At 53.9% G+C, this 16,306-nt stretch carries 16 protein-coding genes; 4 read left to right on the forward strand and 12 right to left on the reverse strand.

Features of this window, described 5'->3' with window-relative positions; genetic code table 11:
• Positions 1–54 precede the first annotated feature (54 nt).
• The 4 genes from KF784_13335 to KF784_13350 all read right to left on the reverse strand — a co-directional run bounded on the left by KF784_13335 (position 55) and on the right by KF784_13350 (position 5,137).
• Positions 55–408 (reverse strand): hypothetical protein, encoded by a 354-nt coding sequence (locus KF784_13335; GenBank protein ID MBX3120043.1) that lies wholly within the window; start codon positions 406–408, stop codon positions 55–57.
• 107 nt (positions 409–515) lie between these two features.
• A complete protein-coding gene (locus KF784_13340) occupies positions 516–2,093 on the reverse strand; it encodes an FAD-dependent oxidoreductase (protein ID MBX3120044.1) in 1,578 nt (525 codons plus the stop codon).
• A 63-nt stretch (positions 2,094–2,156) separates the two neighbouring features.
• Complete coding sequence (ppk1, locus tag KF784_13345) at positions 2,157–4,223, reverse strand: polyphosphate kinase 1 (GenBank protein MBX3120045.1); 2,067 nt, start codon at positions 4,221–4,223, stop codon at positions 2,157–2,159.
• Between the two features lie 5 nt (positions 4,224–4,228).
• Positions 4,229–5,137, reverse strand: coding sequence for a hypothetical protein (locus tag KF784_13350; protein MBX3120046.1), 909 nt, complete (start codon positions 5,135–5,137; stop codon positions 4,229–4,231).
• A gap of 41 nt (positions 5,138–5,178) precedes the next feature.
• Between KF784_13350 and KF784_13355 the strand changes: the two genes are divergently transcribed.
• The 3 genes from KF784_13355 to sufD all read left to right on the forward strand — a co-directional run bounded on the left by KF784_13355 (position 5,179) and on the right by sufD (position 8,003).
• A complete protein-coding gene (locus tag KF784_13355; GenBank protein ID MBX3120047.1) occupies positions 5,179–5,769 on the forward strand; it encodes an HD domain-containing protein in 591 nt (196 codons plus the stop codon).
• Between the two features lie 141 nt (positions 5,770–5,910).
• Entirely contained in the window at positions 5,911–6,669 is a 759-nt protein-coding gene (gene sufC, locus KF784_13360) for a Fe-S cluster assembly ATPase SufC (protein MBX3120048.1), read from the forward strand.
• A gap of 35 nt (positions 6,670–6,704) precedes the next feature.
• Entirely contained in the window at positions 6,705–8,003 is a 1,299-nt protein-coding gene (gene sufD, locus KF784_13365; GenBank protein ID MBX3120049.1) for a Fe-S cluster assembly protein SufD, read from the forward strand.
• Between the two features lie 13 nt (positions 8,004–8,016).
• Here the strand turns inward: sufD and KF784_13370 are convergent, their stop codons facing one another.
• From KF784_13370 to KF784_13390, 5 genes are all read right to left on the reverse strand, one after another.
• Positions 8,017–8,877: a hypothetical protein gene (locus KF784_13370; protein MBX3120050.1), complete on the reverse strand. Its 861-nt coding sequence runs from the start codon at positions 8,875–8,877 to the stop codon at positions 8,017–8,019.
• A complete protein-coding gene (locus KF784_13375; protein ID MBX3120051.1) occupies positions 8,874–9,779 on the reverse strand; it encodes a hypothetical protein in 906 nt (301 codons plus the stop codon). Before KF784_13375 ends, KF784_13370 begins: the two co-directional genes overlap by 4 nt.
• A 49-nt stretch (positions 9,780–9,828) precedes the next feature.
• The gene (gene uvrB, locus KF784_13380) at positions 9,829–11,904 is read right to left on the reverse strand and encodes an excinuclease ABC subunit UvrB (protein MBX3120052.1); all 2,076 of its coding nucleotides are present in this window, start codon (positions 11,902–11,904) and stop codon (positions 9,829–9,831) included.
• 126 nt (positions 11,905–12,030) lie between these two features.
• Positions 12,031–12,639, reverse strand: coding sequence for a PEP-CTERM sorting domain-containing protein (locus tag KF784_13385; GenBank protein MBX3120053.1), 609 nt, complete (start codon positions 12,637–12,639; stop codon positions 12,031–12,033).
• Between the two features lie 174 nt (positions 12,640–12,813).
• The gene (locus KF784_13390; GenBank protein MBX3120054.1) at positions 12,814–13,392 is read right to left on the reverse strand and encodes a PEP-CTERM sorting domain-containing protein; all 579 of its coding nucleotides are present in this window, start codon (positions 13,390–13,392) and stop codon (positions 12,814–12,816) included.
• A gap of 295 nt (positions 13,393–13,687) precedes the next feature.
• Here KF784_13390 and KF784_13395 point away from each other — a divergent pair, with 295 nt between their 5' ends.
• On the forward strand, positions 13,688–14,011 hold the full coding sequence (locus tag KF784_13395; protein ID MBX3120055.1) for a hypothetical protein: 324 nt from the start codon (positions 13,688–13,690) through the stop codon (positions 14,009–14,011).
• Here the strand turns inward: KF784_13395 and KF784_13400 are convergent.
• The 3 genes from KF784_13400 to KF784_13410 are packed head-to-tail and all read right to left on the reverse strand — an operon-like array spanning position 13,999 to position 16,213.
• Positions 13,999–14,880, reverse strand: coding sequence for a biotin-dependent carboxyltransferase family protein (locus KF784_13400; protein ID MBX3120056.1), 882 nt, complete (start codon positions 14,878–14,880; stop codon positions 13,999–14,001). The genes KF784_13395 and KF784_13400 overlap by 13 nt on opposite strands.
• A complete protein-coding gene (locus tag KF784_13405) occupies positions 14,877–15,572 on the reverse strand; it encodes a LamB/YcsF family protein (GenBank protein ID MBX3120057.1) in 696 nt (231 codons plus the stop codon). The genes KF784_13400 and KF784_13405 overlap by 4 nt, the downstream gene beginning before the upstream one ends.
• Positions 15,569–16,213: an allophanate hydrolase subunit 1 gene (locus KF784_13410; GenBank protein MBX3120058.1), complete on the reverse strand. Its 645-nt coding sequence runs from the start codon at positions 16,211–16,213 to the stop codon at positions 15,569–15,571. The genes KF784_13405 and KF784_13410 overlap by 4 nt, the downstream gene beginning before the upstream one ends.
• Positions 16,214–16,306 lie beyond the last annotated feature (93 nt).

A 16,306-nucleotide genomic window follows, 5' to 3' on the forward strand; every position in this document is an offset into this window, starting at 1 on the left:
CATTGATTCTAGCGGTTAAAGCCAGCAATTTGCACAGCTCCGAGTAACGAGAGGCTATGCAGAGAACGCAAGATCGGGGGCTTCACCTGGTTGCTGCCTCACTGTTTCTAACTCCCACTTAAGCTGGGTAAGAAGAACCGCTGCCCGCTCAGCCTGCCCATCTGAAAACGCAATGCTAACACGCCGTCCGACCAGGGCAACACGCTCAGCTCCGATGCTTGATGCTGCAGTAAGAAGCTCGTTAAGGAGCGATTGAGCCCGCAGGCTAATCCCCTCCTCCATCACAAGACCTTCGAGCGCCTCAAGCCTCGTGTATGTGTCTTGAACAAACTCTTCAAGGACCCTTTCCGCCGGCTGATTCTCTCCCTTGGCCCTGTTGTATAAACGCTCGTAGTCGACTATTTGCACAGTTAAATTACCTCACCCAACCATTCTTCATTGTAATCATGGCTATCTGGAGCATTGGATGTGAGGCAACTCCTTGCTTTAGTAGACGCAATTATGGAGTGCTGGTATTAGAGCGGCCCGTAATCTTGCCAGTGCAGCTCAACACCGGTATCAGCTAATCGCTCTTGTAAATCATTCAGAAATGCAGGAGTAGCGCGTACACTTCGCGGCAGAACCGCCTTACTCAAACTCATCGCGGCAAGATGTCCGGCAGCCTCTCCAATATTCCACTCAACAGGATGAAGCCGGTAACAGCCGTTGGTGATGTGGGTGACACCAAGATTCTTGCAAGCCGGAATAAGATTGTCAAGCCTCACAGGCACCAGAGCGCCGAGCGGGATTTCGAACGGTATCGAACTGATGTCGATGGTGTCATATCCCCCAACACAAGGGTGCAGATCGATCCTGTAAGAGCCAATTCCCACACTGTCATAGAAGGGCTCTGCTGTTCTCCGCTCAGGATTTGATCCAGTTGCGACGTGTTGCTCCAGAATGGTGAATTCCGCTTTTATTCGACGCGATTCCCTGATGTAAGGCGCCTGGGCAAACCCGTCTGACGTACCTGTGATGGAAGGCTGTAAGCAAAGCCCGGGATAGCCGTGTCCCCCATCAGGACGTTCAGCTTCGGTTTGCAGCCAGTAGAGCAGACTCAATGAGAGCTGTTTAGCGTCGGCAAGACGACCATCTACTACATCTTGCGACTGGTCGATAATATTCTCAACAAAGTAATCGTTCTGCGGCCAGTTGACTATTGTGGTATCGATACGCTTATTATCTTCAAAAAGTGAATTATTTACAATTTGTCGATAGTCGAACAATCCCATATTTCTCGCATGTTCGTATTTAAACAGGGTCCATGTAAGTGGGTTGCCCGTTTGTGGTTGAATCGTTTTCCAATCAAGGATTGGCCCCGCCCAAAACTCAGGCACAAGGGCTCTCCACCGTTTGTATTGCTGGGGCTCCTCAATCACATGGTCGCCATTCGGGTCAAAGCCCATCGCAAAGCACCACGTCAGCCCTTGAACACAGTTGGGATCTGCGTCCCCAGGCAGCGCATGAGGCTCCCCAGTATCCTTTTGCGACTCTGCTCCTGAGACGTATTCTGCTCCCGCAAGTGGAAGCAGGTCTCCTAACTCTGTCGCATCGAGAACCATCTTCGCCAGGATAGTCTCGGAGCTTCCTGTCTCCATGTTCAAAAGCGTTACCGACTTGATAGTGTCGCCATCAACGTCAACCGAAATCGGGCGTAAAGGAATCAAAACTTCAAGCCATCCTGCGGCGATGGAAGGCATCATCATCCCACCCAAGACTGCGTGCCCGACTCTTGGCTCGTGGCACAACTTCGATACCCATCCCGAGCCAGGATTCAGGAAGTTATCGCTCCGCGCCGCGTAGGTCAACGGATAGTAGTCGCGATAATATCGGCGTACTCGGTTGCGATACTCGCGATAAGTGGCGGTGCAGCCGCACGTTTCAATCCAGGGATGCTCGTCAGGCGGAACAGCTTGCGAGGTGAGTTGCCCGCCAATCCACGGGTACTGCTCGGTCATGATGACTTTGTATCCGTACTGGCTTGCGGCGAGAGCCGCCGCGCAGCCTCCGGTGCCACCGCCAACGATCAGGATGTCGCAACTTCGCTCGCCCATGGAGCATGAGTTTGGCACGGAATACGGCTTGGGGGAATGACGGGATGACATTCCTATGAGGGTCTAGCCGATTAGAATCTTTGTCGTCGGATTCGCCATCAAATACTCTTGCGCCGAGAATCTTCCCTCGCTGGTGCGCGGCTGGCGCCGTACGTATTTTCCGTCCGACTTGAGTTCCCATGCCTGACAGTTGTCCTTCAAGCACACCTCCAAGATTCCATCGCGCAGATGCGCCACAAAGTCAGGATTTTGGACTGGGGTCAGGACCTCTACACGACGGTCCAGGTTACGGCGCATAAGATCGGCGCTGCCGATGAAGGCTTCTGGAGTCCCGCCGTTCGCAAAATACAGTATTCGGCTGTGTTCTAGAAATCTCCCAACGATTGAGATCACCCGGATATTCTCACTCAGCCCCGTCACTCCAGGGCGCAAGCAGCAGATGCCCCGACAGATCAGATCAACCTGCACGCCTGCTTGGCTGGCGTCGTAGAGGGCGTCGATAATCTCCCCATCGACTACAGCGTTTTGTTTGAAGATGAGTCGCCCGCCCCCGTGCTTGCGGTGCAGGTCTATCTCGCGGTGAATCTTGTTGAGGATAGCTTGCCGCAAACCAAACGGTGCGACCAGGAGCTTTCGGTAGTTGGTCTGTTTTGAAAAGCCAGTCAAGAAATTAAAAAGCTCAACGACGTCCTGGGTGATCTCCTCGTCCGACGTGAACAGGCCAAGGTCTGTGTACAGCCTCGCCGTAGAGGGGTTGTAGTTGCCCGTCCCAACGTGGACATAGCTTCGTATGCCATCCGGCTCCCGGCGCACGATCAAGCAAAGCTTGGAGTGAGTCTTGAGTTCGGGGAAGCCATAGCTCACGTGGGCACCGCCACGCTCTAAGGCACGCGCCCATACAAGGTTGTTGCTTTCGTCGAAGCGGGCCTTAAGCTCAACCATCGCTGCGACTTGCTTGCCCTCTTCCGCGGCATCTAGCAGAGCCTCAACGATAGGCGATTCGCTGCCGACTCGATAAAGCGTCTGCTTAATCCCGATCACGCTCTTGTCCGTCGAGGCTGCATTAACAAATTGCTGAACTGGACGAAAACTGTCGTAAGGGTGGTGAAGGAGAATATCGGTTGTCTGAAGAGTCTTGAGCAGCTTTCGTTCGTCATTGATCGCATCTGGCAGATACGGCACATGGTTGGGAAAGTGCAGCGCCGCCTTATCGATGCCCGTGAACTCCCAAAGAACGTCGAGCCCGATGAGCCCGTCCACGTCAAAGACATCTGACTCTTCCAAGCACAACAGCTTCATCAGAGTTTTGCGCACCGATTTCGGCATCCCCGTCGCCGCTTCAAGCAGCACAGGATCGCCGAAGCGTCGGCGTCTCAAACTCTCCTCAATGGTTTCGATCAGGTCTTCAGCCTCAAGTAGCCGAATCTCCACGTCAGCATCGCGGATGACTCGAAACATATGAGCCCCAAGAATCTTCACACCCGGAAAAAGGAAGTGCAGATTCTCGCGAATAATGTCCTCCATCAGGACGTATTCATGCCGACGCTTGTTTAACCGGATTGCCCTTGGCATCACCGTTGGGATTTTTACGCGGGCGAGCTTTTGCGCTCCTTCACCATCCTCAAGCAAGACCGCCAAGTTCAGACTTCGGTTCGAGATAAACGGGAGAGACGGGGCCGGGTGAAGAAGCAACGGCGTGCAGAGTGGGAAAATGTCCTGCCGAAAGGTTGTGCGTAGGGACTTCTTTTGCCCATCCGTCAGACGGCTGTAGTCGAGGATTTCAATCCCTGCTTCAATCAACTGCGGTCGGAGCGTCGATTCAAAGAGTTTGCCTGCCTTCGCCCTTAAAGGTCGCGCTTCGCGTGAGATAAGGTCAAGTTGCTCGCTGGGTGTAAAGCCATCTGGTGTCGCTTCGATGATCCCACTTTCGAACTGCTCGATGAGGCCCGAAACGCGAACCATGTAAAACTCATCGAGGTTCGATTCGAAAATGGCGAGAAACTTCAGCCTTTCGAGAAGAGGGTTGCGCTCGTTAGCCGCCTCCTCTAGGACGCGCTCGTTGAACTTTAGCCAACTGTATTCACGGTTGACATAGCGATCTGCAAATGGTGATTTCTTCGGTTCTGGCATGCGTCTCAAAGAGGACACGGCACGATGTTCCCGTCTTTCAATTCAAGCACGGCCCCCTCTCGTACTCCGTATTGACTGACCAACATTTCACGATGCTCAAATCGTTCCAATAAGCAACGATACACAATCGAACCGGGTAAAAGGGTCGATGCTCGCTTAGTCTTAACATTGAAGCGGGCACATATCTCATCAACCGTAAGTCTCGTCGCAGCCCAGGTGAGGTATCGCAGCTCTTCAATACTTAACACTCGATCCCCATCAGGATGAAGTGCCCGCCAAAGCCCGCGAGCAACGCCCCCACTCACAACTGCCCGCACCGTATCCTGGGGCATTTCACACGCATCCAAAGCAGAATGGATAATCTCCTCGATCCGGTGCGCAGTGACCTCGTTTGACGGATAGACAACACTGGCTTGAGCAATCAGCCTGCCCGTGCCTATCGGTAACGAGCATTCGTGCGTGATTTGACCATCTACACAACGGGCAATCTGCGCACTCCCCCCTCCAACCTCAATCAGAAGCATCGGTGATGGGCCTAAGCTGTCCAGTGCGACCCCCTTCAGCGAGAGTTCAGCCTCGCGCTGAGGGCTGATAATGTCAACCTGCAGCCCAATGCGGTCCTTGATTCGATCAAGAAGTTCAACGTGGTTTCGTGCAGACCGCATCGCCTCCGTAGCGAACGCGTAAACGCCGGTCGCACCGTTGACCTTGGCCCGCTTCTTAAAGGCGTCGAGAGACTGAATGATCCGCTCTGCGGTCGCGTTAGGAATCTCTCCTGTCCGACTTACAATCTCTCCTAAGGAAAGCCAGTCGCTTTCATTCGTCAGCCGCTTTACTGCGCCGTTATCGACGCTCGCGACGAGAAGGTGGGTCGTGTTGCTGCCAATGTCGACGGCAGCTAGAACATACGGCATGACCATCTCATTATGGCGAATCTCCTATGCTAAGATCGGGCATGTCGGAGAGTGCGTTCCCCCATTTGCATCGGGCCCTGCGATTTGCTCTTGAAGCCCACATGGGGCAAGATCGCGACGGCGAGAACCCTCTGCCGTACATCACTCATCCATTTGAGGTCGTGAATACGCTGCGATACATCGGCAACGTCACCAACCAGGAGATTCTATGCGCAGCAGCTCTGCACGACCTTCTGGAGGAGACTTCTGCCACTCGCGAGGGCATCCTTGCTGCCTTTGGAACGGAGGTCTTGAACCTTGTTCAAGAAGTCACTCGACATGAGCCCTCAACCGCCGACATTCAAGGCTTGAGCAAGGATGAGATTTGGGTCTTGCGAACTCGCATTTTCATGGATGAGATTCGTAAGATGAGCGAGCGTGCATGGCTTATTAAGCTCGGCGACCGGTATTCCAACCTCGGTAACGCCTTTTATACGCGTACACCCGAAAAGCTGGAACGCTATGTGTGGCAAAGCATGATGATTTTGGAGATCATTCCCAAGAGAACAAACGCTGCGCTTTGGCAGGGCATTCAGGAGATGATTGACCGATTGCCCGTTTCAGAGAAGACACGGCGTCGATTGGCCCTCTAGCTATTGGGCATGTAAAGTATACTTTTCTGTAAATGCGCTGGCTTGCACGTCGCGACGATACTTGTCACCGCCAAGCCGGAACGAACAGTAGCCCCGCCTTCTCCGCATATGTCGCCGAGAACGCAACATAGGACTCCATTCATGCTTCAAATTACCAATCTGCACGCCAAGGTCGAAGACAAAGACATCCTGAAAGGCCTCAATCTAACCGTCAAAGCCGGTGAGGTACACGCTATCATGGGCCCGAACGGATCGGGCAAGAGCACACTCGCAAACGTACTCGCCGGACGTAGCGACTATGAGGTGACCGAAGGGCAAGTTGAGTTCGACGGAAAGGACCTCCTTGAACTAGAACCAGATGAGCGCGCATGCGAAGGTCTCTTTATGGCTTTCCAGTACCCGGTTGAGATTCCCGGCGTCAGCAACGTCTACTTCCTCCGACAAGCGTTGAACTCAATCCGAAAGTATCGCGGCGAGCAAGAGATCAATGCCGTGGACTTCCTGAAGTACGTTCGTGAAAAGGCGAAGGAGCTGCACCTCGATCCGACCATGCTGAATCGGTCGATCAACGAAGGCTTCTCCGGCGGCGAGAAGAAGCGCAACGAAATCTTCCAGATGGCTGTGCTTGAGCCCAAGCTTTGCCTGCTCGATGAGACCGATTCCGGCTTGGATATCGACGCCCTTCGAGTGGTCTCCGATGGCGTGAACGCATTGCGCGGACCCGAGCGGGGGATCGTGGTCGTCACTCACTACCAACGGCTTCTAAACTACATCGTCCCCGACTTTGTGCATATCCTGATGGGCGGTCAAATCGTCCGGTCGGGAGGGAAGGAACTCGCTCTCGAACTCGAAGAGAAGGGCTACGGTTGGATTGAGGAGGAGCTCGCCGCCGCGCGCTAATCTTTATGAACAGCCTTCAAGAAAAGGAGATCAATTTGGAAGGACACTTCGAGGCGCTTTCGACCGAACTTGAAAAAGTGGCTCCCAGCCTCTTTGAACTGAGGAAGAAAGCATTCGAAGAGTTCACCGCCGTTGGCCTGCCCACGCGCAAAGATGAAGAGTTTAAGTACACACCCTTCCGTGAAGTATCGGAACTGAGCTTTGGTGTGGCTTATAAAGCGAACGTCACACGCCAGGAGCTTGGCGAACATACAATCGCGACCAGTATCTGTTGTCCGCTTGTGTTCGTGAACGGGGTCTACGCCCCAGAACTATCCGAGCCCCTGGAGCTTCCTAGCGGCGTCATTGCCTGCTCACTCAAGGAAGCGCTGGCATCAAACCCAGAACTGGTGCTCAGCCAACTTGGCAAGATCGCCGATCTTGACGGCAAGCTTGGCTCCACAAACGACGAGCGATTTGCCCGATTGAACGACGCCCTCTGGCTCGATGGCGCATTCGTCTACGTTCCAAAAAGTGTTGCCCTCGAAAACCCAATCCACATCCTCTTTGTGAACAAGGCTGACGCGGGCGTTTTCGTCGCGCATCCGAGAGTACTCGTCATCGCCGAGGAGAACGCTCAGGTCAATGTCGTCGAAACTTACTTAGGACTGGACGGCGTTTACATGACGAATGCGGTTTCCGAGGTCGTCGTCGGAAAGAGCGCTCTCGTGGAGCACACTCGAATTCAGGAAGAGAGCGAAAAGGCATTCCACATCGGCACTGTTGCTGCTCATCAGGAAGCCAACTCCACCTACACCTCAACAAACGTCCAGTTCGGTGGTCACATCGGACGGTGCGACATTAACCTTTGGTTGAACGGTGAGCACACTGAGTCTTGGCTCAACGGAACTTATGTAGGCAACGGAGAGCAGATCTTGGACAACCACACCCGGATCGACCATGCCCAGCCGAATAGCCACTCTTTCGAGGTTTATAAGGGCATTCTTTCGGACAAGGCGACCGGTGTTTTCAACGGCAAAATCTTCGTTTACGAAGATGCTCAAAAAACGGACGCGAAGCAGACGAATCAGGCTCTGCTCCTCTCCAAAGAGGCTCAAATCAATACCAAGCCACAGCTTGAGATCTTCGCCGATGACGTGAAGTGTACGCACGGCGCTACGATTGGGCAGTTGCGCGAAGACGCGATGTTCTATCTGCGAGCTCGTGGAATCTCTCAGACTGATGCGCGAAATATGCTCGTTTATGCTTTCGCCGCCGAAGTGCTTGAGAAGATCACGGTTGATACCGTGCGCGAGATTCTTGAGCAAGAGCTGTACGAAAAGCTAGGGGCATAGGTCAGGTCCAACCCTACGCTGCTTGCTTGGTCTCTTCCGACGTTGATCGAAGCGACTCTGGCGGCTCATTCCCGAGCAACCGGTAGGCATCGATGAGCTTTTGATGCTTCTGCTCAGTCGTCTGGATTTCGCCGACCAGTTTCTTTTGATGCTCCTTGGCTTGCCTCTCCGCGTGGTCGCATGCCGCCTGATACTGCTTGCGAGCCTCGCGAACGACCGCGTTGAGCTGACTCTCAACGGCTGCTCTCTGTGCGCCCTTGGCAAGCTGCATCACCATTCCGATGGCCATTGGCAACAGGGCGAGCACCAGCACCCCATAAAGAACCGGTCCTTGAAGGAATCCAGAAGAGCCAATGACGGTCAAGACGACATGAGCAATCATCGCGATCACACCAAATCCGCAGCCAATCCCTGCCGTCGCAAAGAAACCACGCTCTGAATCGTTTGCAATCCGATCATAGTGCGCCATCTCCCGCCGCATATGTTCTTCGGCCTGGCGAACGACTTGCCGTTGGTCGGCTGTGGCTTTGTCCTTCCAATCATCCATACTGCCGATCTGTCCGCGCAGATGCTTAAGCAGAGCAAGACTCTTTTCAAGTTCCTTGTGAATCGTCTCCCGCCCGAATCTCAACATCTCATGCGGCTTATCAACGACAGCGGTTGCGCCGTATGCAGCCTCAAAAAATCCTGTCGCGACTTCGGCTTTGCTCTGATTGCATTCCAATCCCGCAGGAAACTTGGGCTTGAGGCCAGCATCGCTGAGTGCCTTTTTGACCAGATCAGAAGTGGACTTCCATTCGCTCAATTTGAGGTCTTGCGTACGCGTCCAAAGCTGAATCAGCTCGGCGGTCGATTCGCGAAGAAGCTCTTTCACGCGGCCCACCTCACCTGTTCCGCGGTGTCTTGTCCGGCAAGCCATACGATGAGCAAGGGCTGTCTGGAGACGGCGGCGAGCAACATCTGCTTTGACTCACCGGGCAAACCCGCTTTCCAGGCGTACGTAGCCGCTTCGGCAAGTGAAAACGGCGTTGAGCACTCCCCACCAAGCTTAAGCAGCTTCATAAATGCCTCATGGGGATTGTCGAGCTCGGAACTCGCATAGGCAGAGAGCCGGGAGATCAAAGTCGTAATCGGGTCTTTGGTGACCCCTCTTTCGGCGAGCGCTTTGGTCCACAGCTCTGCCGACTCGTTAAGTTGGTAATCAAGTCGCCACTTGAGCCAACCGAGCAGCATCCACGAAATTGCGTCAGAGTCACCCTTTGAGGTTGCCGTCACTTGCGTGTACAGCTCGGCAGCCTCCTTAAACAGTTCACGACGCTCAGAGCTCGTTTCTCGCAGGCCCTCACGTACCGCTTGGTCAGCCCTCTTTGCCTCACTGCGCTCTGCTCCAAGGTGCGTCAGACGTCCCTTCATCGCCATATTCAGGAGCTTTCCAAGGGCCACAACCTCAAGAGCCATGTCATGAAGGTCTTGACTTAGGCCTTTAGCTAGTGGGCTTGGCTCCGGTCCTTTCTTGGCTTCGATGTCGGCGGGTGAAACCTGAAGAAGCTCGGCGAGAGCTGGGGCAAGAGTGGTGACCAGTGGCGAATTCGTGGGCTCACCGCGCTTAACTTGGTCCAACGCTGCGTGAACCAGTGTTTGACTTTGTAGCCAATAGAAATCGTAGATGCGCTTTTCGGAAGTTTGGGCGACGGCAAAGGGAAGACGCGCAACAATATCCGGCACGAAAGCCGGGCGCTCTTCGCTTCGACCAAGGATCAGTTCAAAAAACTCCATTCAGCCCGGTGATATTATCGGGACTTCATGGCGGGTTCTTAACCTAGACTCAGCGACGGCTGCCCATCGGTCGCTTTCGCTTGCCTTGACCAATCCTGCCGGATGAAGCGCCTAAGAATGATCGGAGCCCAACGATCTCATCCCGGACCTCGGCAGCCTTCTCAAACTCCATCGCTTTGGCGTAAGCCTTCATCTGTTTCTCAAGGTTATCGACAAGCATCGGAATGTCTTCCAGCCGAACAGGAGCGCCGTCCATCCCAATCTGTTCGTTCACACTGTCGGTGTACTGTCCAGAAATCTCGGCGACAGCATCTTCACCGTAGGCCCGGATCGTTTCACGGACCTCCTTCTTGACCGTCGTCGGCGAAGTTCCGTGCGTTCTGTTGTATTCAAGCTGAACTTCTCGGCGACTGTTCGTGACATCGATCGCCCGACGCATCGAGCCAGTGATGTTGTCGGCGTAAAGAATAACCGTGCCCCCAACGTTTCTCGCCGCGCGCCCGATGGTCTGGATCAAAGACGTTTCCGAGCGCAGGAAACCTTCCTTGTCGGCGTCGAGGATCGCGACAAGAGTGACTTCGGGAAGGTCCAATCCTTCACGAAGGAGGTTCACGCCGACGACGACATCGTAAACTCCAAGCCGGAGATCGCGCAGAATTTCAGGTCGCTCCAGCGAGTGAACATTGGAGTGGATATAGTTCACCTTCACACCGAGGTCTTGTAGATACCCGGTGAGGTCCTCTGCCATCTTCTTCGTGAGAGTTGTAACCAGTGTTCGTTCCTTCTTCTCAACCCGAATCTGGATTTCGTGGATGAGGTCGTCGATCTGGCGGTTGGTGGGCCGAATCTCAACCTCTGGGTCCACAACATAAGTCGGCCTGATAATTTGCTGGACGACTTGAGCCTGTTGCTCAGCTTCAAACGGGCCGGGAGTCGCGCTCACAAAGATCACCTGAGGCACACGCTCCAAGAACTCCTCAAACTTCAACGGGCGGTTGTCTAAGGCGCTTGGGAGGCGGAACCCATAGTCCACCAATACCGACTTCCGCTGCTTGTCACCGTTGTACATCGCGCGAACTTGCGGGATCGTCTGGTGCGATTCGTCCATAAAGACGATTGCATCCTTGGGTAAGAAGTCGAGCAAGGTGTAAGGCGGCGTCCCCGGCTCTCGACCATCGAAGTATCGCGAATAGTTTTCGATGCCGCTGCAATAGCCGACTTCGCGCATCATCTCGATGTCAAAAGCAACGCGTTGCTGAAGCCTTTGCGCTTCGAGAAGTTTGCCTTCGGCGATAAAGCTCTTTACTCGATCGGCAGCCTCCTGCTCGATGAGCACAATAATCTCATCCATCTTCTCCCACGGAGTCACGTAATGTGTCGCAGGGAAAATGCTGACTCGGTTAGGTTCATCCAGAACCTCTACCGTGAGTGGATCGAACAGTCGTATTCGCTCAACAGTGTCTCCGAAAAACTCAATCCGAGTGACGATCTCTTCGTCCTTAGGCTGAATCTCAAGCGTATCGCCACGAACTCGAAAAGTGCCCCGGTCCAGCACGATGTCGTTGCGAGTGAACTGCATATGAATCAGCTTCTGCAAGACTTCATCCAGCGCGATCGGTTGTCCCTTCTCGAAGGTGATTACCGATTCCGCATAGACATCCGGTGAACCAAGGCCATAAATACAGCTCACCGAAGCGACGATGACGACGTCACGACGCTCAAGGAGGGCCTGTGTGGCGGCGTGTCGCAGTCGGTCGATCTCCTCATTGACGCTGGAGTCTTTCTCGATGTAGGTGTCCGACTGTGGTACGTAAGCCTCCGGCTGGTAATAGTCGTAATAGCTAACGAAATACTGGACTGCGTTTTCGGGAAAGAACGCTCGAAACTCTTGGCAAAGTTGAGCGGCGAGAGTTTTGTTGTGAGCCATCACCAAAGCCGGTCTCTGAGCCTGAGCGATCACGCTCGCCATCGTGTAGGTCTTACCGGTTCCCGTCGCGCCGAGCAACGTCTGGAAGCGGTAGCCTGATCCTAAGCCGTCAAGCAACCCCTCGATAGCGGTTCCTTGATCTCCCTTTGGTTCAAAGTCCCCCGATAGCTGAAACGGTGAGTCGTACTTAACGATCATGGCGCACATATAGTATACGTTTGTGCGGGGGAGATTTGTGAGCAGTCCGAACTATGAACTCAAAAACTGCGTTGGCCTGCTCGACAAGCAGTCGAGCAGGCCAACGATCAGAAAATATTGGAGGGTTTACGCCTTTTTTCGCCTTCTTGTAACCAGGGCCAATGCGCCGACTCCAAGAATAGCCATCGAAGCTGGTTCGGGAACAGGATTCGTGTTGAACTTCTGTTGAACCAAGCTAATCTGTGCCAGATCAAAATCGCCAGTTGGCGGCGCATCAAGTCGGAAAGTCTTCGTGACCTTCACGCGCGTGCTCGACCGGCTAAAGGTGATGAATTCTGAGATGGGCAGTGGAGTTGTATTTGTGTTTGTTGAGAAACTGCCAATCACGCCTGGGTTTACGAGATCGTCAACCTGCTCGGTAGCAGCGATTAAGCCAGAGCCTGAAACAGCGCCAAGGACGCTGAAGTTAACCGACCACATCTCTTCGTTCGGTCCGGAATCGGCCTCAAACATCACCGTGATCGACGCAGATGTCCAGATTGAAGGGTCCCCGACAAAAGCATTCGGAAAGAGGAAGTCAATGTCGTAGGGGCCGGTGTTCACTGAGTGACCAGCAACGAGGCTGTTGCCTTGGTTATCCGTGACCGAGACGTTTGAGAATGAAATGGCGGCCGAACTCACTGCCGACATTGCCAGAACAAACGTGCTTGCCGATAAAACGCGCAGGTTTTTCACATGTACTCCTAATTCCGCCCAACCGCTCGGGCCTGCCTATTGTCACGATTATATGCAAGCCCGCTGCCATAAGCCGAGATTGCCGTGGGATTTAAGCAAAACCCAATAATTCTACGGGGCAAAAACAAAATGAGGCGGATCATAGCCGCCCCATTTCGCTTAAACCCGCGATCTTTACTTCTTCTTTCGACGTCGGGTGATGAGCGCTACTGCGCCAAGGCCGAGCGCCGCCATTGTTCCAGGTTCGGGAACGACGTTAATTTTCTGCTGGATCAGGCTTATCGACGCTAAGTCGAGGATTTGCGGATCCGTGCTGTCTTCCGCGATCAGCGTGAAGGTCTTCTTGACCTTGACATGAGTGACCGCCCGGCTAAAGTTAAACGTCTGCGTATACGAAGGGGGAAGCCAGTTGCCAGCCGTCAGGGTTGCCCCGCCGCTTGCCAAGGTCCCACCGCCGGGACCAGCATCCTCAATTACCTCGTTGACGATGATCGTGCCCTTGCCGGAAAGCGCACCAAGCAAGCTAAGAACCATCTGGTTCATTGGCGTGGCGTTGGTTGCTTCGTAAGTGATGATGATATTCCCAAACCGAACCGGCGCTACAGGGTCGCCAACCGAAGCAGGCGGACTCCACAGAAAGTCGATGTTGTCTGGAAAGATGTTGACCGTGTTCCCTGGAGCAAGACTCCCAGAGACATTCACGTTAAAAAACGTAATCGCATGGGCACCCGAAGCTGCCGCTGCCGCAATCACGACTATAAATGATTTCCTAATAAAACCCAACAAGACCAAATCTCCTCCTCATCGGTCGTTGGAGCACCTAAAATATTGACTCAAACAAGGTGCCCCGAAGGACGGGGACAAAAACAGTATAGCCAAGTTCGGGCTAAGTGACAAGAGAAAATAGTTCAAATTGCAACTTGTTAACGATGTCTGTTAAAATTACCAGTGTCCAACCACCCGTCCTTTGGACCCTCTCAAAACTCTACGACGATACGGCGGGTACTCTTTGCCTCCGCGCGAAAGAGCGTGCATAAGAGAGCAAACAATGGTGTTTCGAAGGATTTATTGGGTCACGGAACAGATCGACAACAACGGCAAGAGCCAAGTTACAGGCGTTTATACGTCCATTCACGACCTTGTCGGGAACGGGTTGCGATGGATTGACGGTGAGCCCGCAGAATTTGCAACGTTTCGGCTGAGCTTGGTAAAGCTCGACTATTCGGGCGGAGTTCTTGGTTGCTGGGAATCTCCCAATTTTGATACATTGGCCGCCGATCTCCAGCCTTTCGTAGCCACGCAAGAGTTCACAATCGAAGACGTCACCCAACTCCCGCTCCTGCTTGGCGAATTCATCAATCAAGGTCGTTGAGCGGACGTCCGGATGAGGGAAGCCAGCGAGTTCGTCTCGTTTTGCTGTCGTTCAGACTCAAGCAATGCCTCTTCAGCTGTCAAAAGCTGAAACGATAGGCTTTGGTTCTCCCTTAGCTGAGAAACTCGGGCAAGGTCGGCCTCAATGACTACCCCCACTTTTGGGTAGCCACCGATAGTCGGGCCATCAGGACCAATGACGATCCACTCACCCTTGGGCGTGACCTGAATCGCACCAATACAGGCGGGTTCGCTCGTAATCTCCTGAAAGCCTATGCTTGGCTTGCCGCTCAGCCGAGTTCCGACTCGATTTCGTTCGGCGAGTACGGACATGGGGTCCTCTGTCCAAAGACCAGTGTCAAACTGAGGTCCGTGAGTAGCACGGATTTTGCCTGTCGCAAGACTCTGTGGGGGACGGCTCAAGTGCTGGGCAGTCGCGTTCCCCTGAACAGTCCTCTCATTCGAGACAAGGATATCGTTTCGTTTGACATTGGCGGCCGGGTCTCCACTCCAGCCCCCGCTCGCAGCAAGATAAGCGATCGACCCCTCAGAGTAAGCATCAATCTCCAGACGATCCCCTTTGTGCAGCGTGAAGGTGCTGTTTGAACTTGCCGTGGTTCCATTCACAGAGACCGGACCATTTCCACCCACCAAGGCGACCCTAATCGTCTCTTCGGCAATGAAGACGCCGCCATACATAGGCAGCTCCAAGGCTAATTCGGAAAGTGAGTTCCCAAGTAGAGCGTTGGCGAGCAGGTGAGATTCCCTGTCCCAAGGTCCCCCGTAAGGTACACCAAAGTGTCGTCTGCCAAACCTGCGTTCTCCCTGGAGAGTCGCGGCACCCGAGATTGAGAAAACGCGTAGACTCAAGCCCGAATCTCCCAGCCCCCAGATTCCAATGCCGTGCGTATTCGTTGGGCAAAATCGACACAGCCTTCGGTGTCGCCATGAAGACAGATGGAATTGACTCGCGATGCGAGGTCAAGCGCTTGCCGTACGACCGCTTCGTGATCCGTCAAAACTGCTCCTGGCTGTGTTCGAGGAATCAAAGTTCCAGCCGCTGTGTAGCCACGGTCAGCAAATCCCTCTGTAATGACCGCTACACCCTGCTGTCGCAGCTCAGAAGCAAACTCAGACCCAGCCAACATCATGATCGGCAGACGATACTCAAGGGCGATTTCAAGCGCGACCCTCCGAGCCCAATCTCCAGATGGGTTTCCAGCGGGAGTGGTCATTAAGTTGTACCAAGCGCCATGAGGCTTGATGTAGTCAGCCCCTAACTCAGCGACAAATCGGGCTACCTGCTCTTGCAGGCTCTCTGCCCAAGGCCCCAGCAAGTCGTCGGATGGGTTTCGTCGCCCCATCCCTTCTCGATCTGGAAACCCGGGATGGATGCCTACCCGAATCCCCAAGGTTCGACACTGTGCAACGGTTGCCGAGGTCAGATCCCATAAGCCGGCGTGTTCTCCACAACAAACGTTTGCGGAACTGACGATGCTGAGTAACGCATCATCGTTAGGAAATCCCTCCGCAATATCGACGTTAAGATCAACCCGCTTCACAAGCGCTCTCCTTGCAGCCTGGAAAACTCGGCCTCGTCAATCCGCTTAAACTGAACTTGGTCGCCGGCAGTAATCGGAAAGTAGTCATCGTCGACATCAACGATTGTCAGTGGAGTGCGTCCTAACAACCACCATCCTCCGGGACGTTCCAGCGGGTAAATGCCGGTTTGCCCATTCGCAATCGCAACACTCCCAGGTTCTATGCGCGTTCGTGGGCTGGGGCGCCGCCCTAACCCTCGGAGATTCTCAGGCAGATAGCCGAGAAACGGAAACCCTGGACAAAAGCCGACGGCGTAGCACAGATAGGAAACGCTCAAATGGTAATGAATGACCGACTCGGCTGATGTATCCAGCTTGCTCGCAACTTCGGCAAGGTCGATCCCAAGTTCATAGCAGACAGGAATAGAGTGCTGCCGAACGGACTCATGCGAAGCCTCGGCTGCATCCTCGATAAACCTCTCCACATCCTGCTGCGTGAGTATCCTTCGGTCGGTGTAGATGCCCACCGTTGCATAGCTAGGCACAACATCAACGATGCCGTCTAACCGGAGTGTCCGCAAGGCCGCTGCAATCACATAGGCTGGTTGATCGCCAAGTTCAGATACGATCCATGCGCTCTCTCCCAACCGCTGAACCCGCATCTATAAAGTATGTCCGAAGCTGGTCGCGGCTGCAAATGGAGCATTGATCGGAATCGACGACTCACCGCGACTTGTTAAGGTTCGATAGATTAG

It is taken from the genome of Fimbriimonadaceae bacterium (assembly GCA_019638775.1).
GTDB lineage: Bacteria > Armatimonadota > Fimbriimonadia > Fimbriimonadales > Fimbriimonadaceae > JAHBTD01.

What these genes read in the sequence shown, in the direction of transcription:
- KF784_13350 (MBX3120046.1), bottom strand. Translation starts at nt 5,137, where the DNA reads ATGCCGTATGTTCTAGCTGCCGTCGACATTGGCAGCAACACGACCCAC.
- KF784_13355 (MBX3120047.1), top strand. Translation starts at nt 5,179, where the DNA reads ATGTCGGAGAGTGCGTTCCCCCATTTGCATCGGGCCCTGCGATTTGCT.
- KF784_13375 (MBX3120051.1), bottom strand. Translation starts at nt 9,779, where the DNA reads ATGGAGTTTTTTGAACTGATCCTTGGTCGAAGCGAAGAGCGCCCGGCT.
- KF784_13395 (MBX3120055.1), top strand. Translation starts at nt 13,688, where the DNA reads ATGGTGTTTCGAAGGATTTATTGGGTCACGGAACAGATCGACAACAAC.
- KF784_13410 (MBX3120058.1), bottom strand. Translation starts at nt 16,213, where the DNA reads ATGCGGGTTCAGCGGTTGGGAGAGAGCGCATGGATCGTATCTGAACTT.
- sufC (MBX3120048.1), top strand. Translation starts at nt 5,911, where the DNA reads ATGCTTCAAATTACCAATCTGCACGCCAAGGTCGAAGACAAAGACATC.
- KF784_13340 (MBX3120044.1), bottom strand. Translation starts at nt 2,093, where the DNA reads ATGGGCGAGCGAAGTTGCGACATCCTGATCGTTGGCGGTGGCACCGGA.
- ppk1 (MBX3120045.1), bottom strand. Translation starts at nt 4,223, where the DNA reads ATGCCAGAACCGAAGAAATCACCATTTGCAGATCGCTATGTCAACCGT.
- uvrB (MBX3120052.1), bottom strand. Translation starts at nt 11,904, where the DNA reads ATGATCGTTAAGTACGACTCACCGTTTCAGCTATCGGGGGACTTTGAA.